We start from the raw sequence: 18,807 nt of genomic DNA on the forward strand, positions 1-18,807 counted from the left end.
GAAAATGGCTGAGGCAGCTACCCCCAAGATCGGCTCTGTGGGCAGAGTCACCCAGGTTATCGGCGCCGTCGTCGACGTTGCTTTCGAAGGCGAACTGCCGAAGATCCTGAACGCGCTGGAAACCACCAACCACGGCAACCGCCTGGTTCTCGAAGTTGCGCAGCACCTTGGCGAAAACGTCGTCCGGACCATCGCGATGGACTCGAGCGAAGGTCTCGTTCGCGGCCAGGAAGTCGCCGATACCGGCGCTCCGATCATGGTTCCGGTCGGCAACGAGACGCTCGGCCGCATCATGAACGTCATCGGTGAGCCGGTCGACGAAGCCGGTCCGCTGGTCACCGCTCACAAGCGCGCCATCCACCAGGATGCACCGTCCTATGTCGAGCAGTCGACAGAATCGCAGATTTTGGTCACCGGCATCAAGGTCGTCGACCTTCTGGCTCCTTATGCACGCGGCGGCAAGATCGGCCTCTTCGGCGGCGCCGGCGTCGGCAAGACCGTTCTGATCATGGAACTGATCAACAACGTCGCCAAGGCGCATGGTGGTTATTCGGTTTTTGCGGGCGTCGGTGAACGCACCCGCGAAGGCAACGACCTCTACCACGAAATGATCGAATCGAACGTCAACAAGCATGGCGGCGGCGAAGGCTCGAAGGCGGCACTTGTTTACGGTCAGATGAACGAACCGCCGGGCGCCCGCGCCCGCGTCGCCCTGACCGGCCTGACGGTCGCCGAACACTTCCGCGATCAGGGCCAGGACGTTCTGTTCTTCGTCGATAACATCTTCCGCTTCACGCAGGCAGGTTCCGAAGTGTCTGCTCTGCTCGGCCGCATCCCCTCGGCCGTCGGTTATCAGCCGACGCTCGCAACCGACATGGGCCAGATGCAGGAGCGCATCACCACGACGACGACCGGCTCGATCACCTCGGTCCAGGCCATTTACGTTCCGGCCGACGACTTGACCGACCCGGCGCCCGCGACCTCGTTCGCTCACCTTGACGCAACGACGGTTCTGTCGCGCTCGATCGCTGAAAAGGGCATCTACCCGGCGGTCGATCCGCTCGACTCCACGTCGCGCATGCTCGACCCGATGGTCGTCGGCGAAGAACATTACGACGTCGCCCGCAAGGTCCAGTCGACGCTGCAGCGCTACAAGGCCCTGCAGGACATTATCGCCATCCTTGGCATGGACGAACTGTCCGAAGACGACAAGATTGCTGTTGCCCGCGCTCGCAAGATCGAGCGCTTCCTGTCGCAGCCGTTCTTCGTCGCCGAAGTCTTCACCGGCTCGCCGGGCAAGCTGGTTGCTCTCGAAGACACAATTAAAGGCTTCAAAGGCCTCGTCAACGGCGAATACGATCACCTACCGGAAGCCGCCTTCTACATGGTCGGCTCGATGGAAGAAGCGGTCGAAAAGGCCAAGAAGCTCGCAGCTGCTTAATGAGCGATGCGCTAGACGAGATATTCTGCTGCGACTCCCTGAAAGGGGTCGTGGCGGATCTTCCGGAACCAGCAGCGCCGACCGTCTATCGCGCCGATAATGGCGTGCTGAATTGCAAGATGCGAAAGCCATAGCCGAGAAGGTAAGTCACTGATGGCTGACAATTTCAACTTTGAGCTCGTTTCGCCGGAGCGCCTGCTGCTGTCGGAGATGGTGACCGAGGTCGTTATCCCCGCGACTGAAGGCGAGATGACGGTCATGGCAAACCATGCACCGACGATGACGACGATCAAGCCGGGCGTCGTGAGCGTGCGGTCGGCCTCCGGCAAGAAGCAGGATTACGTCGTGTTCGGCGGTTTCGCCGATGTCCTGCCGACCGGCTGTACATTGCTTGCCGAATCCGCGGTTCCGGTCGAGGAACTCCACAAGGACGAGCTGACCCGCCGCATCGAGGCTGCCCGCGAGGAACTCGAACATGCCGAACTGCACGAGCACAAGTCGAAGCTCGAGCACTTCATCATGGAACTGACGCATTTGCGCGGCGTCGTTCAGCAGGATTGATTACAATCGGTAAGATTCATAAAAAGCGGCCGCGATGGCCGCTTTTTTGTTTCTGCCTTTATCTGTCGATGTGCGGAAAACAGCGCTATCGGCCGAGCTGAAATGAAGATGCGCGGCGCTGTAGGACCGCCTACCTCTGGCGGAGATGCCGGGTCATTCTCAGAAGCCCGTGCCCCCGCGCAGCTCCATGGCGACCGTCCGGAGCAGTATCTTCAGGTCGAGCAGCAGGCTGAAATTCCTGACATAATAGATATCGCAGGCAATGCGGGCGCGGGCTGCCAGCGCTCGTGTCGTCGGGCCCCGCCAACCGCGTGTCTGCGCAAGACCGGTGATGCCGGGGCGCATGATGTGGCGCTGATGGTAGTCCGGCACCAGTTCCTCGTAGAGCTTGCCGGCTGCCCGCATGTTGATGGCGTGGCAGCGCGGGCCGACCAGTGACATCTCGCCCCTGAGGACATTGAAAAGCTGCGGCAGCTCGTCGATATTGGTCTTGCGGAGCACCGCGCCGATGCCGGTCACCCGGCTGTCGCCCTTGACCGTCTGTTGAACGCCACTGGGGTCACAAGCTTCGGCACGCATCGACCGGAACTTGAAGACCGTGATCTTGCGGCCGTTCAGCCCCCAGCGGATCTGGCGAAAAAACACCGGACCGCCATCATCGAGTTTGATGAAAAGCGCGATTGCCAGAAAAAGCGGCGCCAGCACCATGAGGGCGCTGACTGAGGCGACGATATCGATCAACCGCTTCATACCCAGCCGCACCGCCATTTTTCTTTCGACAGGGGAAAAACTATCCGGCTGGCGAATGTTGGAGTTCGCTATAACCAGGATCTTGGTTTTGTCCTGACGCTGAGACGGATCGAAGCGTGAATTCGTCTTCGAAGTAAAAGCATTCATTACACAAGGTCCACAAGTTTAGATGCGGCACTGAACAACAGTGAGACAGATACAGCGTCACGTATCGTTTGTCATCGGTATAAATAGGAATTTGATAACCCTAAAGCGCCAAAAATGGGAGTATTTCGCGTTAACCTTAACGCCTGTAGTTGCGTTTGCGGTAAATTTATACTTTGAAAGGAGTAGCCCGAATGGGTTGACGCGACGTCAGCCGGTTTCCGAAATCGATCGCCGGCTTTTCCAGCAGGAAGTAGCTGAAGCTCGCGACCAGAAGGATGAGCGCCGCCGCCAGCCCGCAAGACTGCAGCCAGCCGGTGACGACATTTTCCGAGGAAACGCCAAACGAGCCTGAGTCGAGCCTCTGGATCAATATCAGGATGATCTCCTGCCAGATATAGATGCCGAAGGAGATTTTTGCGATGTAGCGGACGGTAGCGTTGTCGAGCAGCCTGCCCAAGTGTTGCGAGTGGCTGAGCGAAACGAGCGCCGTTGCGACCGCCAGCGGAAAGACCGGAAAACCGTAGGGGATTTCGAGCCAACCGTAAGCTTCGGCGGAGCCGCCGGGCGATATGACGAGGCGGTAGCCGGCAACGGTGATGGCCAGGAGCGATGCAACATCGAACCAGGAGGAGCGCCTTGTTGGGAGCATGACCTCGATGCCCGCGGCAAGCGCGCCGAGTGCGAAGACGGCAAAGAAGCCGATCGGATTATATCTCGGCATCCACTCCTTCGCCCCGCCCTGCAGGCCGTACTGCCAGCCGCGTCCGATATCGTCGAGCGGAAGCAAGGTCAGGATCAGCACATGGACGAGAAGTACTGCTGTAATGACGCAAAGCCAGGCGAAGCGGGCAAGCCACGGGCGCCGCCTCAGGACGGGCAGACGGAACAGCAGGAGAAAGCAGATCGGCAAGAGCACATAGCTGGTGACCTCGAAGGGAATGGACCAGAGCGGCCCGTCGGCTTCGACAGGAAACAAGGTGCGCCAATGCCACTGGCTCACGAACAGCAGCCCCGAGACGTAGCGGAGCGCAAGCTCCGGTGTCAGCGGCAGGGCAAGCAGCGTCAGGCTGAGGGCGAAGCCGATGGTGGCGGCGAACCAGAAGCCCGGAGCGATGCGCGCCGCCCTGCGGGTCGCGTAATGCCGGAGGCTCGGCATGGCGCTGCCGGCGTCGAGCGCGCGCCAGAAGGGATGGGCAAGAAGAAAGCCGCTGAGCACGAAGAAGATGGCGACGCCGAAATTGCCGAAGCGGAGGATATGTGCAGTCGGTGCCAACTCGTCGGGAATTCTGCGCATATCCAGCCGCAGCGTGAGGTGGTGGGCGAGCACCAGCAGACAGGCCGTCGCGCGTAGAAAGTCCGCTCCGGCCAGTCTCTCCTGTTGTCGCATCTTGTCCCCCGCCCTGCCCGGAGCATGATGCCGAAAACTGTGAGCGGTTTTCGGATGACATCATGCTCCGGGTCTCGGACTTTGCAGCGGAAAGCCGCGACGGGCAAGGCCGGGGGTGGGCTCAGGCGAGGAGTTCGTTGGTATAATAGGTGGAAAAATCCGGCTTCTCTTTGAGTGCGGCGCCATTGGCATCGACCAGAATGCCGTTTTCGACCAGGAAGCCGCCGATGGCGTCGGCCTTTGCCGGGTCGATCGTACCGATCACACCGGCCTCGGATTTTAGGAAGTGCCCCTCGATCAATGCCTTCTGAGAGGCCTTTACCAGTTCCGTATTCATCAGTGCGCCGTTGCTTCCAGCGATCAGCAGGTCGCAGGCTTCGTCGGGATGGTCGACGGAGTAGGCATAACCCTTTCGTGTCGCCTGGATGAAGGCGCGGGCGTGTTCCCGACTTGCGGAGAGATAGGCGTCGCTGGAGACTATGACCGTCGTCTGTTCGTCGGGAATGCCATAATCGGAATAGTGGAAGCGGCCGATCTTCCGGTTTTCCAGTTCGGCGGCGATGCCTTCCCAGGTGTAAATCTCCAGCGTGAAATCGATCGAGCCATTGTCCAGCGCCTCGTAGGCGGAGGTGCCGAGGGTGACGGTCTTGACGTCGCCTTTGCCGCCGTCATTGCGGATCATCGCGGAGATCAGCGCGCTCTCCCAGGTGCCGCCAAAGCCGCCATAGGTCTTGCCGTCGAGGTCTTTCGGGCTCTTGATGTCGTCGCGTCCGCCCTTGAAGATCAGGCGTGCGGTTTCCGTCTGGACGACGCCGTACACCATCTTCACGTCACCGCCGCCAGCGCGTTGCGTGAGGGTTTCGATCTCACTGCTGATGCCGAAATCGGCAACGCCGTTGGACACCAGCGTTCCGGCGCTGGTGTCGGTGAAGGGAAGAATTTCGACGTCGAGGCCGGCATCGGCATAGAAGCCCTTCGCCTTGGCGACATAGATGCCGATATGGTTGGTGTTGGGTGTCCAGTCGAGCGCCATGCGGACCTTTGCGGGCGCCGATTGGGCGAAGGCGGTGCGGCCGGCGAGGCTTGCCGCGATGGCGGCGAAGATCGTCTGGCGACGGGTGAGAAGCAGCATGGTGACCTCCTCAGGTCTCTAGAGCATGATGCCGAAAAGTGTGAGCGGTTTTCGGACGACATCATGCCCTAACTCTTTAAATTGGAACAGGATTCAGATTTTAGGCCGACCGGCCTAAGATCATCCTGTTCCAGCGGATGAAGCAGGGTTTGCAGGATTTCGGTTTCGATCGCCTGGGCCGCCGGCGAGCCGAGATCGGCAATGCTTCTCGGGCGGGGCAGGGGAACGCGGAATTCGCGGATGATACGCGCCGGACGGGCTGAAAGCACGTAGATCCGGTCGGAGAGGAACACGGCCTCGCGAACATCATGGGTGATCAGCAGCGCCGTCCAACGGTGTTCGGTCCACATGCCCTGCAGCCATTCCTGGATCTGCGTGCGCGTCAGCGCGTCCAGCGCGCCGAAAGGCTCATCGAGCAGCAGCATGTCCTGGGTCTGGACGACGGTGCGCAGCAGCGCGGCGCGCTGGCGCATGCCGCCTGATAGTTCAGAGGGATAGTGATGCTCGAAGCCGGCGAGGCCGAAGCGTTCGAACAGAGGCGCGACGGCGGCACGGGCCGCGCGGCGGCTCATACCGCGCACCTCAAGGCCGAGTGCCGCATTGTCGATGATTCGGCGCCAGGGCATCAGCGCATCGCGTTGCGGCATGAAGGCGAACGAATGCGGCGCCTGTTCCAGCGGCGCGCCCTTGAAGAGCATGCTGCCGGAATCGGGCCGAAGCGCCTGGGTCAGCAATCTAAGGACCGTCGATTTTCCGGAGCCGGACGGGCCGACGATCGAGACGAACTCGCCACTGGCGACAGCGAGCGAAATGTCGCCCAGCACCTTCATGCCGTCGAAGGACTTCGAGATGTTGCGCAATTCAACCATTTCACCGCTCATCGGCGCCGCTCCCCGGATGGTTGCCAGGGCATGATGAGGCGCTGGATCATCAGCGTCGCTCCGAAGAGGCCGAGTGTCAGCACGGCGCTGACGACGACGGCGGCGAGCACGAGATCGGGACGGAAGTTGTTCTTGGCATTGAGGATATAGATGCCGAGGCCGCGGGCGGCGCCGGCATATTCGGCAAAGATCGCGCCGACGACGGCATAAGTGATCGAGATCCGCAGACCGGCGAAGAAATAGGGCAGCGACGAGGGAAGCCGTGCCAGGCGGAAAATGCGCCAGCGGCTCGCCTTCATCGAATTCAGCAGTTCGGTGATGTCACGGTCGGTCGATTCATAGCCCTGCAGCAAGGCGACGAGCAGTGGGAAGAAGGTGACGAGCGCCACAAGCAGGATCTTCGGCAACAGGCCGAAACCGAACCAGAGGACGACGAGCGGCGCGATCGCCACCAGCGGCAGGGTCTGGCTGGTGATGAAGATCGGCAGCAATGCCCGGCGCATGAAGGGTACGAAATCCATGAGGATCGAGGCGGCGAAGGCGAAGCCAAGCGACAGGGCGAAACCTCCGAGTGTCGCGCCGAGCGTCGGCCAGGTATTGGCGATCAGCGCCTCGCGGTTCAGCCAGCCCTGGATGACGATGCGCGAAGGCGCCGGCAGGATGGATGGTTTGATGCCGGAAAGATCGACATAGAGTTCCCATGCCGCCAAAAAAACGCAGCCGGCAAGCAAGGCGGGTATGCCCCGGTAGAGAGAGGCGCGGAGCGCGGCAAGGCGCGAATCCGATGGTTTTGACAGTGTCATCAGCGTTCGATTTCAAGCTTTCGTCGGCAGCAAATTTAAGGTGCTACAGCGTCCTTTGCGCGTCTGAAAAGACGCGCGGCGTTGTATTGGCCGACACCGTGATGTCGAGGGTCACATGCCCTTCGGGGTCGCCGAAGCGACAGAAGGCCTCCCGAATGGTGGCGTAGACGGCGCCAGCATCGCCAGAAAGCCTGGTGCAGAAATTCTTGGCGCGGTCGAAAGTGCCGGAGCGCTTCAGGAAGTCGATGCAGCCATAGATCTCGTCCATATGGGTACCGGTGCCCATGACGTAGAGCGAGAATTGCGCAGCGGTCGGCTGTCCGCTCTCAGCGGTGATGTCAACGGCGGCAAGTGCGGCTCTTATGCGCTCGGCAAGCGGCTCCGCCTGACTGGGGGAAGGGTTGACGCCGCAGATGGCGTCGTCGGGCTCGCCGCGTGAAACGGCGGCGGACAGCACGCAATGCTCGCCGGTGCTTGCGGCGGCGACGAAAAGATCGTGCATGGCGGCGAAGAGGATGTCAGGCGGGCCGACCAGCAGTGTGGAGATGTCATCGGTCTCGATGCGCAGTCGGTCGCGATAGGGATCGAGCGCCTTGACGGCATCGAGAATGATGCCGACGAAATTGCCGGACATCGGATAGAGTGACACTTGTGCGCCTGAGAACATCTGAACCTCGCTCCGCTGGCATTACCCAGATCAGCTTTGAAGGGTCCAGAGGTTTGCACCTCACATCTCAGCCCCGGCGATACGGAGCTCCCCTGTTATTTGCGCGGAAACTATCACCGGGGTTTTCTCCCCGCAACCGCAAAATTGCGAACCCGTCCGCGCGGTCGGAATGAAGCTGAGGTGACGGAAAGCACCCGGACGGAGGTCCTGCCCGGGTGTTCCCAATGGTTCCGTACCTGCCGGGAACGGAACCGGAGCTTTCTGCCTCAGGCGGCTGGCGCATAACCCCGAAAATCGGAATCGATCTTCGGAAAGGATTATGCGCAGATTCAAAGTGATAGAGCGTCGTTAGCGCGTCTGAAAAGACGCGCGGCGCTCCATTTCGGCATAGGGACGATCGCTGCGGGCAGTGACGAGTGCCCCCGTCCACCATTCCAGCCTCGCCATCATCCGATCGAGCAAACGCAGTGCATCGGCGGGATTGTCGAGCCGCCCGTCCGGGTCGAAACGGTTCCAAGGTGCGGCAAAGCTCACCGAATCGCGGATCGTGACGGCGTGGAGTTCGGCAAAGACGAGCCGCAGCTGTTCGACGGCGCGCAGGCCGCCGGATATGCCGCCATAGGAAACGAAGGCGACCGGCTTGCCCTGCCAGGGCTCCAAGAAGAAATCGATGATCGACTTCAACGAGGCGGTGAAGCTGTGATTGTATTCCGGCGTGACGATGATGAAGGCGTCTGCCATGCCAAGTCGCCCGGCGAGCCTATCGATTTCGGGGTGCGTCATGTCGCGGTTGACCGGCAGCGCGAAATCGAGCGGGTCGATGATGTCGATATCAAATTGCGGGAAGCGGACGAGCTCCTGCATCAGCCATTTGACCACCCGGTCGCAGATGCGGCCCTCTCTCGTGCTCCCGTAGATGACAGCCAACCTGGTGGGCGTTTGCATGCGTTGCTCCTTGTTGCGATTGGACTTTACGATTGCAGGAGCAACGGTTATAAAACCTCAACTAATCTTGAGGTCAAGAGGCAATGGATACAATTCCGGCAGCGCCGCTCGGCAAGCTCCTGACGGTCGGCGAAGTGGCGGAGCGCAGCGGCCTGGCCGTCTCGGCGCTGCATTTTTACGAGACCAAGGGGCTGATCTCGAGCATCCGCTCCCGCGGCAATCAGCGGCGCTATGGGCGCGATGTGCTTCGCCGGCTCGGCATCATCAAGGTGGCGCAGCGTGTCGGTATCCCGCTTTCGGAAATCCAGGCGGCGTTCACGTCCCTGCCACAGGGACGCACGCCGACCGTCGCCGACTGGCAGACGCTCTCGGCGCGCTGGAAGGATGATCTCGACGCGCGAATCAGGCGGCTTAGCCTGCTGCGCGACCGTCTGACCGGCTGCATCGGCTGCGGCTGCCTGTCGATCGAAAGCTGTCCGTTGCGCAACCCCTGCGACCGGCTCGGCAAGGAGGGGCCAGGCGCGCGGCTTCTGGAGACCGAAAACTAAAAGGCTGGAACTGCTCGGGAAGACCAGTCTCTCCAGCGCGAGACCTTAGTCTCCCCGGGCAGAGGCCAAGTCTCTTCCAGAAAGATCGACGCCTGCCTTTCTTTCGGTCGGCGCGCTCATATGTTAAGGGCGAATGACGCAACCGGCGGCACTGTCCGCGAGGAGGACGGCTTCGTGTTCCATCCCAGACTATTCGAAAATCGCAATGTGGTCGTGACCGGCGCCGGCCGCGGCATCGGCCTTGAGGTGGCCCGGCAGTTCCTGGACTGCGGCGCGAAGGTGATCGTCCATACCGGGCGAAAGCCGGGACGCGACCTGCCGGATTTCCTGCTGACGGCTGAATCCGAAAGACGGGCGCTGCTGCTGCACGCCGATTTCTCCGCAGTCGGCGGGGCAGCGCAATTTGCTGAAGATGCTCTCGCCTTCTTCGACAGGGTCCATGTGCTCGTCAACAATGCCGGCACCATGCTTGGCCGTTTTCCCGCTGCCACGCTCACCGACGCAGAATATGAGGCGGTCGTGCGGCTCAACCAGACATCGGTGGTGGCGCTGACGCGGGCGCTGCTGCCGGCATTGAAGGCGGCTGAAGGCGCTTCCATCGTCAACACGGTTTCGATTTCGGCGCTGACCGGCGGCAGCCCCGGTTCTTCGATCTATTCGGCCTCGAAAGCCTTCGTTGCGACCTATTCTAAGGCGCTTGCCCGCGAGCTTGCACCGGACGGAATCCGCGTCAATTGCGTGTCGCCGGGAACGATCGAGACGGAATTCCATGAGCGCTATTCCTCCCGCGAAAAGCTTGAGCAGACGAGAAAATCTATCCCCCTGCAGCGGCTCGGCACGGCGGAGGACTGCGCTCCCGCCTATCTGTTCCTGGCGGCCCCCTCGCTCTCGGGCTACATCACCGGACAGGTGATCGAGATCAACGGCGGTCAGCTTATCTGCTGATTTGCTTAGACCTTTTTTGGCATTTCATCACTTTCGACCAATTCGCTTTTGCGAATATGCTAGTGTGCTGATCTACCTCATCGCCCCCCTTCCGAGATACAGAATGCCGTTGCCCAAACCCGAGCCGGGGATGACCGGCCAGGAATTGCACAAACTCGCTGGAAAGGCCCACGAAGCGAGCGATCTGCTGAAAGCGCTAGCGCACCAGACCCGACTTCTGATCCTCTGCATACTGGCGAACGAGGAGCGGACGGTGAGTGAAATCGAAAATATCCTCGGCATGCAGCAGGCAATGGTCTCGCAGCAACTGGCGCGGTTAAGGCTCGAAGGCCTGGTCCATACGCGCCGTCAGGGCAGGCTGGTCTATTACAGCATCGGCAATGTCAGCGTGCTTGCTTTCCTCGAATCGCTGTTCGATCTTTTTCCGGCTGCAGAAAACAGTTAGAGCATGATGCCGAAAAGTGTGCGCGGTTTTCGGACGACATCATGCTCTATTTGTTTGATTTAGATCAGAATTCAGATTTTAGGCCGATCGGCCCTAAAATCATCCTGATCTAGAGACCGCCCTTGCGGAGCACCGCTGCTGCGTCAAAGATGAACTGACCCGGATGATGTCATGCCGGATCGGGAGACCGGATGATCGACAAGTTGGAATTCTTCATCGCCCTTGCCAATGAAAAGCATTTTGGCCGCGCCGCGGAGGAGTGCGGGATCTCGCAGCCGACGCTTTCGGCTGCCATCCGGCAGCTCGAGGATCAGCTTGGCGTCATGCTGGTGCAGCGCGGTTCGCGGTTCCAGGGGCTGACGCCTGAGGGGCAGCGCGTGCTCGAATGGGCCCGACGCATCGTCGGCGATGCCCGCACCATGCGCGAGGAGATGCGCGCCGCGCGCCGCGGTCTTTCCGGCCACATCCGCCTCGCCGCCATTCCGACCGCGCTTGCCATGCTGTCGCGCATCACCACGCCATTTCAGGAGCGGCATCCCGGCGTGACTTTCTCGATCGTCTCGCGGAATTCGCTGCAGGTGCTGAGCATGCTCGAAAACCTCGAAATCGATGCCGGCATCACCTATCTCGAAAACGAGCCGCTCGGCCGCGTCACGACCGTTCCCCTCTATGCCGAGCGCTATAATCTGATCACGGCTGCAGGCAGCCCGCTGTCTGACCGCGACAGCGTAACCTGGCGGGAGATCGGCGATCTTCGGCTTTGCCTATTGACTGCCGACATGCAAAACCGCCGCATCATCAACCGGCACTTGACGGAAGCGGGCGCCACAGCGCATCCGACGCTCGAATCCAATTCGATGATCGTGTTGTTCTCGCATGTCAGGACTGGACGCTGGGCGAGCATCATGCCGCGCAACGTTGCAAAATCCTTCGGATTTCCAGCGGAAATCCGCATGATCCCGATTATCGAGCCGGAGGCGCATCATCTGGTCGGCCTTGTTGCGCCTTATCGCGAGCCCTTCACGCCGCTTGTCTCGGCCTTGCTGCACGAGGCAAGAGTGCTCGTACGAGATGAAGAACTTTGATAGAAAAAAACTATCAAGCAACGAGATAGCTTTATTGATCGCCGGCTGCTTCCCTGAGATGGTGGTTGCGGAATAGCACTCGGCTGGGGGAGGCCCGCTATTTCGCAACGAGCAAGCCGCTGGGAGGGCTGCCTTATGACCATTCATATCGCCGAAGGCGATATTGCAGCGCGCACCCGAGCCATCGTTGCCGATCTTCGCTTTCTCGAAGGGCCGCTGCTTCCCATTCTGCACGAGGTTCAGCAGGAATTCGGTTATGTGCCGCAGGAAGCCATGCCCGTCATCGCGGAGGAATTGAACCTCTCCCGTGCCGAAGTGCATGGCGTGGTGACCTTCTATCACGATTATCGCGATCATCCCGCCGGCCGGCACGTGCTGAAGCTCTGTCGCGCCGAAGCCTGTCAATCGATGGGCGGCGACGCGCTGGCTGAACGCGTCAAGACGCTGCTCGGCATCGATTTTCATCAGACGACGCTCGACGGCGCCGTGACGCTGGAGCCGGTCTACTGTCTCGGGCTTTGCGCCTGCGGGCCGTCGGCGATGCTCGACGGCGACGTCTATGGCCGGGTCGACGATCAGCTGGCGGCGGAACTCGTTGCGGAGGTATGCCGATGACAGTCAGGATTTATGTTCCGCGCGACGCCGCTGCTCTGGCGCTCGGGGCCGAAAAGGTGGCAAAGGCGATTGCCCAGGAGATCGCCGTCCGCGGCCTCGATGCTGAAATCGTGCGCAACGGCTCGCGCGGAATGTTCTGGCTGGAGCCGCTGGTCGAGGTCGAGGTCGCCGGCAAGCGCATCGGCTATGGACCGATCAAGGCAAAGGATGTGCCGATCCTGTTCGATGCCGGGATGATGAGTGCCGGCGATCACCCGCTCTGTCTCGGGGAGGTTGAAGACCTCCCGTTCCTGAAAGAACAGACCCGTCTGACCTTCGCCCGCTGCGGCATCATCGATCCGCTGTCGCTGGCCGATTATGAGGCGCATGGTGGCCTTGGCGGTCTTCGCCGCGCCGTTTCGATGACATCAGCCGACATCGTCAAGGAGGTCACCGATTCCGGCCTGCGCGGACGCGGCGGCGCCGGCTTCCCCACCGGCATCAAGTGGAAGACCGTTCTCGACGCCGCCGGCGAACGCAAATACATCGTTTGCAACGCCGATGAGGGCGATAGCGGCACCTTTGCCGACCGGATGATCATGGAGGGCGATCCCTTCGTGCTGATCGAAGGCATGGCGATCGCGGGGCTTGCGACCCGTGCGACGAAGGGGTTCGTCTACACCCGTTCGGAATATCCGCATGCTATCGCTGTGATGAGCGAGGCGATCGGCATTGCCCGGCAGGCCGGCATACTCGGACTGTCGGTGCTCGGCACGGGGCGCGCCTTCGATATCGAGGTGCGCACCGGCGCCGGCGCCTATGTTTGCGGCGAGGAGACCGCCTTGCTCAACAGCCTCGAAGGCAAGCGCGGCGTCGTGCGCGCCAAGCCGCCGCTGCCGGCGCATAAGGGACTGTTCGACTGTCCGACCGTCATCAACAACGTGATCTCGCTCGCCTCCGTGCCCGTGATCATGGATAAGGGCGCCGCCTTCTATCGGGATTTCGGCATGGGCCGCTCCCGCGGCACGATTCCGCTGCAGATCGCCGGCAATGTCCGATATGGCGGGCTCTATGAGACCGCCTTCGGTCTCTCGCTCGGTGATATCGTTGACGGGATCGGTGGCGGCACAGCGACCGGGCGACCGGTCAAGGCGGTTCAGGTCGGCGGGCCACTCGGGGCCTATTTCCCGCGAGCGCTGTTCGACACGCCGTTCGATTACGAAGCCTTCGCCGCCAAGGACGGGCTGATCGGCCATGCCGGTATCGTCGTCTTCGACGACACGGCCGATATGCTGAAACAGGCGCGTTTTGCCATGGAATTCTGCGCGGTCGAAAGCTGCGGCAAGTGCACGCCCTGCCGCATCGGCTCGACGCGCGGCGTGGAGACGGCTGACAAGATCGCGCACGGCATCGAGCCGGAGAAGAACCGGGCGCTGCTTGCCGATCTCTGTAACACGATGAAGTTCGGCTCGCTCTGCGCGCTCGGTGGGTTCACGCCCTATCCCGTCATGAGCGCCATGACGCATTTCCCGGAGGATTTTTCGCCGGCGCCGATCGCGGAGGCGGCTGAGTGATGATCTTCCAAGCTGCAGCCGCGCGTCCCGACCTGCTCAATTCCATTTCCGTACAGGAGGCCGACCATGTCGCTCATCCATGAAATCGACTTCGGTACTCCCGCTTCCAAATCCGAAACCATGGTGACGCTCACCATCGATGGGCAGCAGATCAGCGTGCCGGAAGGCACGTCCATCATGCGCGCCTCGATGGAGGCCGGTATCGAGGTGCCGAAGCTCTGCGCCACCGACATGGTCGACGCTTTCGGCTCCTGCCGCCTCTGTCTCGTCGAAATCGAGGGCCGGGCCGGAACGCCTGCCTCGTGCACGACGCCGGTGGCGGCAAACATGGTGGTGCACACGCAGACGGGGCGGTTGAAGGATATCCGCCGCGGCGTGATGGAACTCTATATCTCCGACCATCCGCTCGACTGTCTCACCTGCGCTGCCAATGGCGATTGCCAATTGCAGGACATGGCGGGCGCCGTCGGCCTGCGCGACGTACGCTACGGCTACGAGGGCGACAATCACGTCAAGGCGCGCAGCAATGGCGACATCAATCTGAAATGGATGCCGAAGGACGAGTCCAATCCCTATTTCACCTATGATCCCTCCAAGTGCATCGTCTGTTCGCGCTGCGTGCGCGCCTGCGAGGAGGTGCAGGGCACCTTCGCGCTGACGATCGAGGGCCGCGGCTTCGGCTCGCGCGTTTCGCCTGGCATGCACGAGCATTTCATCGATTCCGAATGCGTCTCCTGCGGCGCCTGCGTCCAGGCCTGCCCGACGGCGACGCTGACGGAGAAGTCGGTGATCCAGATCGGCCAGCCCGAGCATTCGGCTGTCACCACCTGCGCCTATTGCGGCGTCGGCTGTTCTTTCAAGGCGGAAATGCGCGGCGAGGAACTGGTGCGCATGGTGCCCTGGAAGGACGGCCAGGCCAATCGCGGCCATTCCTGCGTCAAGGGCCGCTTCGCTTACGGCTATTCCACCCACAAGGACCGCATCCTCAATCCGATGATCCGCGAAAAGGTCAGCGATCCCTGGCGGGAAGTGAGCTGGGACGAGGCCTTCGCGCATGTGGCGCTGGAGTTCCGCCGCATCCAGTATCAATACGGCCGCGAGGCAATTGGCGGCATCACCTCGTCGCGCTGCACCAATGAGGAAACGTATCTGGTGCAGAAGCTGATCCGGGCCGGCTTCGGCAACAACAATGTCGATACCTGCGCCCGCGTCTGCCATTCGCCGACCGGTTACGGCCTCGGCCAGACCTTCGGCACGTCGGCGGGCACGCAGGATTTCGACAGCGTCGAGCATTCCGACGTCGTCATCGTCATCGGCGCCAATCCGACCGACGGGCATCCGGTGTTCGGCTCGCGGCTGAAGAAGCGGCTGCGCCAGGGCGCCAAGCTCATCGTCATCGATCCGCGCCGCACCGATATCGTCCGCTCGCCGCATATCGAGGCTTCCTATCACCTGCCGCTGAAGCCCGGCACCAATGTCGCGGTCATGACGGCGCTGGCGCATGTGATCGTCACCGAAGGCCTCTTTGACGAGGCGTTCATCCGCGAGCGCTGCGACTGGTCTGAGTTCGAGGACTGGGCGGCCTTCGTCGCCGAACCGCAGCACAATCCCGAAGAGACCGAGATCTTCACCGGCGTGCCGGCGGCGGATCTGCGCGGCGCGGCGAGGCTCTATGCCAAGGGCGGCAATGGTGCGATCTATTATGGCCTCGGCGTTACCGAACACAGCCAGGGCTCGACCACGGTCATCGCGATCGCCAACCTGGCGATGGCGACAGGCAATATCGGCCGTCCCGGCGTCGGTGTGAATCCGCTGCGCGGCCAGAACAATGTGCAAGGCTCCTGCGACATGGGTTCCTTCCCGCACGAACTGCCGGGCTACCGGCACATTTCCGACGATGCGACGCGCGATATCTTCGAAAAGCTCTGGGGCGTGAAGCTCAACAACGAGCCGGGCCTGCGTATTCCGAACATGCTGGATGCAGCAGTCGACGGCTCCTTCAAAGGCATTTACATCCAGGGTGAAGACATCCTGCAGTCCGATCCCGATACCAAACATGTCGCGGCCGGGCTTGCGGCGATGGAATGTGTCGTCGTGCAGGATCTGTTCCTCAACGAGACCGCCAATTACGCCCATGTCTTCCTGCCGGGTTCGACCTTCCTCGAGAAGGACGGCACCTTCACCAATGCCGAGCGCCGCATCAACCGTGTGCGCAAGGTGATGTCGCCGCGCAACGGCTATGGCGACTGGGAAGTGACGCAGAAGCTTGCCCAGGCGATGAGGCTCGACTGGAATTACACCCATCCGTCGGAGATCATGGACGAGATCGCCGCGACGACGCCGAGTTTCGCAATGGTCTCCTATGACTATCTCGACAAAATGGGCTCGGTGCAGTGGCCCTGCAACGAGAAGAACCCGCTCGGCTCGCCGATCATGCATGTCAACGGCTTCGTGCGCGGCAAGGGCAAGTTCATCCGCACCGAATATGTGGCGACCGACGAGCGCACCGGCCCGCGCTTCCCGCTGCTGCTGACAACCGGCCGCATCCTCAGCCAGTACAATGTCGGGGCGCAGACGCGGCGGACCGAGAATGTCGTCTGGCATGCGGAAGACCGGCTGGAAATCCATCCGCATGATGCCGAGCAGCGCGGCGTTCGCGACGGCGACTGGGTGAAGCTCGGCAGCCGTTCCGGCGACACCACGCTCAGGGCGCTGATCACCGATCGCGTCGCGCCGGGTGTCGTCTATACGACCTTCCATCATCCCACGACGCAGGCGAACGTCATCACCACCGATTTCTCCGACTGGGCGACGAACTGCCCGGAATACAAGGTGACGGCGGTGCAGGTCTCGCCCTCCAACGGGCCGAGCGCATGGCAACTCGAATATGACGAGCAGGCGCGGCAATCGCGCCGCATCGCCGGCAAGCTCGAGGCTGCGGAGTGACGATGCGGGGGCGGCTCTGTAAGCAGGAACGCGCATCATGACCTTCACCGTCACTGCCCGTGCGCCCGAAACCGCCCGCCGCAACGGCATCCTCCAGACCGGTTCTCGCATCGTGCCGGAAGAGGTGCCGATCGCTTTTTCCTATGGCGGCAGTTCGCATGCGGTGATGATGGCCACGCCTGATGATCTCGAGGATTTTGCCGTCGGATTCAGCCTGACCGAAGGGATCATCACCGGGCCGGCAGAGATATCAGGCATCGAGGTCGTCGAGGGCGAGCAGGGGATCGATGTGCAGGTGAGCCTGGTCGACGACGTCGCCGATCGGCTGCGGGCACGACGCCGCAGCATGGCGGGACCGGTCGGCTGCGGGCTCTGCGGCATCGAATCGATCGAACAGGCGGTACGGCCGGTGCCTGATGTTTCGACATCGCCGTTGGCGCTGTCGCATGCGGATATCGTCCGCGCCGTTTCGCTTCTGAACGAGGCACAGCCGCTGCATCGTGAGACACGGGCGGTGCATGGCGCCGGGTTCTATCTTCCCGGCAGGGGGCTGATTGCCGTGCGTGAAGATGTCGGTCGGCACAATGCGCTGGACAAGCTCTGCGGCGCCGTTATCGGCGCCAGCGAAAAAGGCGGGGATGGCGCCGTCGTCGTCACCAGTAGGCTCTCCGTCGAGATGGTGCAGAAGGCGGCGATCCTCGGCAGCCCAGTGCTCATCGCCATATCGGCGCCGACAGCTCTCGCCATCCGCACGGCCGAAGAAGCCGGCATGACGCTCGTCGCGCTGGTGCGTGGCGAGGATTTCGAGATTTTTACCCACCCGCACCGCATCTCGCCCGGAAGCATTGCCGATGTCGCATGATACCAAGACCAAGCTCGTCTATATGGCAAACCAGATCGCCACCTTTTTCAAGAGCCAGCCGCAAAGCGAGGCCGCGCAGGGGGTCGCCACCCATATCAACAAATTCTGGGACCCGCGCATGCGGCGGCAATTGTTCGAAATTCTGGAGAATGAGGAAAACGGCCTGGATGCGTTGGTGCTTCAGGCCGTCCCTCTCATCAGAAAGCCGGAGCCGGTGACGCACTAGATCATTTCCGTTTTTCTCCGAATCACGGAAATGCTCTATCTCTTTGTTTTCACGCAATTCCGGAGAAGGCATCGTTAACCTTCGGCTACCAGAGCCGAAAAAATGGTAGTCCTTGCTGAAGGTTGCTCGTGTTGTTGCAATAAAAAACCGCCTCAAGCGGGCGGTTTTCTCATATTCGATCGTATGGTCCGAATCAGGCCGCCAGTTCATCCGTCTCGTTTTCCTTGAACATCTTGGCGAGGTTCAGGAAGCAGATCATGCCATTTTCCGAGGCGATGATGCCTTCGCAATAAGCGCGATCGAAGGAGGCGGTCACTTCAGGCACCGGCTGGACCTGGCTGGACGAGATGGTGAGAATATCCGAGACGCGGTCGACCAGCATGCCGATAACCATGCTGTGAACTTCGGCGACGACGATGGCGCTGCGCTCATTGGCGACCGTGCTCTTCATGCCGAGCTTGAAAGCAAGATCGATGATCGGGATCACCGAACCGCGCAGGTTCATGACACCGATGACATCGGCCGGTGCATGCGGGATCGGCGTCGACGGCGCCCAGCCGCGGATTTCGCGAATGGTCGTGGTCTTGACGCAGAATTCCTGATCATGCAGGCGGAAGGCAATAATTTCGAGCGTATCGCCGCTGAAGTTAGTCGAATTGATCGTGGCCATTAGAATTCTTCCCAACTGTCGTAAGCTAGGGCAGAAGCGGATGCGCCACCATTGGCGCGGACAAGCTTTGCCTTCATACCACGCGATGGCTTTGCGCTCGGCGAAGCATCGTTACGGTTATCGACGACATTAGCGAAAGAGTGTTGCCCAAATCTAAATTGGGTAACGAGATTGCGAAGGTTTTTATCTCGAATGAAA

Annotated in this window: 19 protein-coding genes and 1 riboswitch; of the genes, 11 read left to right on the top strand and 8 right to left on the bottom strand. The window is 61.2% G+C overall.

The window, feature by feature from the left end; all coding sequences use genetic code 11:
• Positions 1-4 precede the first annotated feature (4 nt).
• Together atpD and HFO99_RS01405 are read left to right on the top strand one after the other, a co-directional pair.
• On the top strand, positions 5-1,441 hold the full coding sequence (gene atpD / locus HFO99_RS01400; RefSeq protein WP_168265459.1) for a F0F1 ATP synthase subunit beta: 1,437 nt from the start codon (positions 5-7) through the stop codon (positions 1,439-1,441).
• Between the two features lie 153 nt (positions 1,442-1,594).
• A complete protein-coding gene (locus tag HFO99_RS01405; protein WP_222248888.1) occupies positions 1,595-2,002 on the top strand; it encodes a F0F1 ATP synthase subunit epsilon in 408 nt (135 codons plus the stop codon).
• A gap of 159 nt (positions 2,003-2,161) precedes the next feature.
• Here the strand turns inward: HFO99_RS01405 and HFO99_RS01410 are convergent, their stop codons facing one another.
• From HFO99_RS01410 to HFO99_RS01440, 7 genes are all read right to left on the bottom strand, one after another.
• The gene (locus tag HFO99_RS01410; protein ID WP_222358683.1) at positions 2,162-2,899 is read right to left on the bottom strand and encodes a sugar transferase; all 738 of its coding nucleotides are present in this window, start codon (positions 2,897-2,899) and stop codon (positions 2,162-2,164) included.
• A gap of 166 nt (positions 2,900-3,065) precedes the next feature.
• Complete coding sequence (locus HFO99_RS01415; RefSeq protein WP_222336181.1) at positions 3,066-4,286, bottom strand: acyltransferase family protein; 1,221 nt, start codon at positions 4,284-4,286, stop codon at positions 3,066-3,068.
• A gap of 121 nt (positions 4,287-4,407) precedes the next feature.
• The gene (locus HFO99_RS01420; RefSeq protein ID WP_222292952.1) at positions 4,408-5,418 is read right to left on the bottom strand and encodes an ABC transporter substrate-binding protein; all 1,011 of its coding nucleotides are present in this window, start codon (positions 5,416-5,418) and stop codon (positions 4,408-4,410) included.
• A gap of 68 nt (positions 5,419-5,486) precedes the next feature.
• The gene (locus HFO99_RS01425) at positions 5,487-6,299 is read right to left on the bottom strand and encodes an ABC transporter ATP-binding protein (protein ID WP_222358686.1); all 813 of its coding nucleotides are present in this window, start codon (positions 6,297-6,299) and stop codon (positions 5,487-5,489) included.
• Entirely contained in the window at positions 6,296-7,102 is an 807-nt protein-coding gene (locus tag HFO99_RS01430) for an ABC transporter permease (protein ID WP_222358689.1), read from the bottom strand. Before HFO99_RS01430 ends, HFO99_RS01425 begins: the two co-directional genes overlap by 4 nt.
• Positions 7,103-7,145: 43 nt before the next feature.
• Positions 7,146-7,769: a Ykof family thiamine-binding protein gene (locus HFO99_RS01435; RefSeq protein ID WP_222358692.1), complete on the bottom strand. Its 624-nt coding sequence runs from the start codon at positions 7,767-7,769 to the stop codon at positions 7,146-7,148.
• Positions 7,760-7,873: riboswitch (TPP riboswitch) on the bottom strand. (Overlaps the previous gene by 10 nt.)
• Before the next feature lie 244 nt (positions 7,874-8,117).
• A complete protein-coding gene (locus tag HFO99_RS01440) occupies positions 8,118-8,714 on the bottom strand; it encodes an NADPH-dependent FMN reductase (protein ID WP_222358695.1) in 597 nt (198 codons plus the stop codon).
• Between the two features lie 83 nt (positions 8,715-8,797).
• Between HFO99_RS01440 and soxR the strand changes: the two genes are divergently transcribed.
• The 9 genes from soxR to HFO99_RS01485 all read left to right on the top strand — a co-directional run bounded on the left by soxR (position 8,798) and on the right by HFO99_RS01485 (position 17,939).
• Positions 8,798-9,262, top strand: coding sequence for a redox-sensitive transcriptional activator SoxR (soxR, locus tag HFO99_RS01445; protein WP_130697894.1), 465 nt, complete (start codon positions 8,798-8,800; stop codon positions 9,260-9,262).
• 174 nt (positions 9,263-9,436) lie between these two features.
• On the top strand, positions 9,437-10,207 hold the full coding sequence (locus tag HFO99_RS01450) for an SDR family NAD(P)-dependent oxidoreductase (protein ID WP_222359228.1): 771 nt from the start codon (positions 9,437-9,439) through the stop codon (positions 10,205-10,207).
• A 103-nt stretch (positions 10,208-10,310) separates the two neighbouring features.
• On the top strand, positions 10,311-10,652 hold the full coding sequence (locus tag HFO99_RS01455; protein WP_222358698.1) for an ArsR/SmtB family transcription factor: 342 nt from the start codon (positions 10,311-10,313) through the stop codon (positions 10,650-10,652).
• Positions 10,653-10,843: 191 nt separating this feature from the next.
• Positions 10,844-11,737, top strand: coding sequence for a LysR family transcriptional regulator (locus tag HFO99_RS01460; protein ID WP_222358701.1), 894 nt, complete (start codon positions 10,844-10,846; stop codon positions 11,735-11,737).
• Positions 11,738-11,872: 135 nt separating this feature from the next.
• Positions 11,873-12,352: a formate dehydrogenase subunit gamma gene (locus tag HFO99_RS01465; RefSeq protein ID WP_222358704.1), complete on the top strand. Its 480-nt coding sequence runs from the start codon at positions 11,873-11,875 to the stop codon at positions 12,350-12,352.
• On the top strand, positions 12,349-13,905 hold the full coding sequence (locus HFO99_RS01470) for a formate dehydrogenase beta subunit (protein WP_222358707.1): 1,557 nt from the start codon (positions 12,349-12,351) through the stop codon (positions 13,903-13,905). Before HFO99_RS01465 ends, HFO99_RS01470 begins: the two co-directional genes overlap by 4 nt.
• A 66-nt stretch (positions 13,906-13,971) precedes the next feature.
• Complete coding sequence (gene fdhF, locus HFO99_RS01475) at positions 13,972-16,851, top strand: formate dehydrogenase subunit alpha (protein ID WP_222358710.1); 2,880 nt, start codon at positions 13,972-13,974, stop codon at positions 16,849-16,851.
• Positions 16,852-16,888: 37 nt separating this feature from the next.
• Complete coding sequence (gene fdhD, locus HFO99_RS01480) at positions 16,889-17,713, top strand: formate dehydrogenase accessory sulfurtransferase FdhD (protein ID WP_222336190.1); 825 nt, start codon at positions 16,889-16,891, stop codon at positions 17,711-17,713.
• Complete coding sequence (locus HFO99_RS01485; protein WP_170260957.1) at positions 17,703-17,939, top strand: formate dehydrogenase subunit delta; 237 nt, start codon at positions 17,703-17,705, stop codon at positions 17,937-17,939. The genes fdhD and HFO99_RS01485 overlap by 11 nt, the downstream gene beginning before the upstream one ends.
• Positions 17,940-18,132: 193 nt before the next feature.
• On the opposite strand, the gene HFO99_RS01490 is transcribed toward HFO99_RS01485, so the two are convergent.
• On the bottom strand, positions 18,133-18,609 hold the full coding sequence (locus tag HFO99_RS01490; RefSeq protein WP_003543427.1) for a chemotaxis protein CheW: 477 nt from the start codon (positions 18,607-18,609) through the stop codon (positions 18,133-18,135).
• Between the last annotated feature and the right edge of the window lie 198 nt (positions 18,610-18,807).

The sequence above is a fragment of the Rhizobium leguminosarum genome, assembly GCF_019798305.1.
Taxonomy (GTDB): Bacteria; Pseudomonadota; Alphaproteobacteria; order Rhizobiales; family Rhizobiaceae; genus Rhizobium; species Rhizobium leguminosarum_U.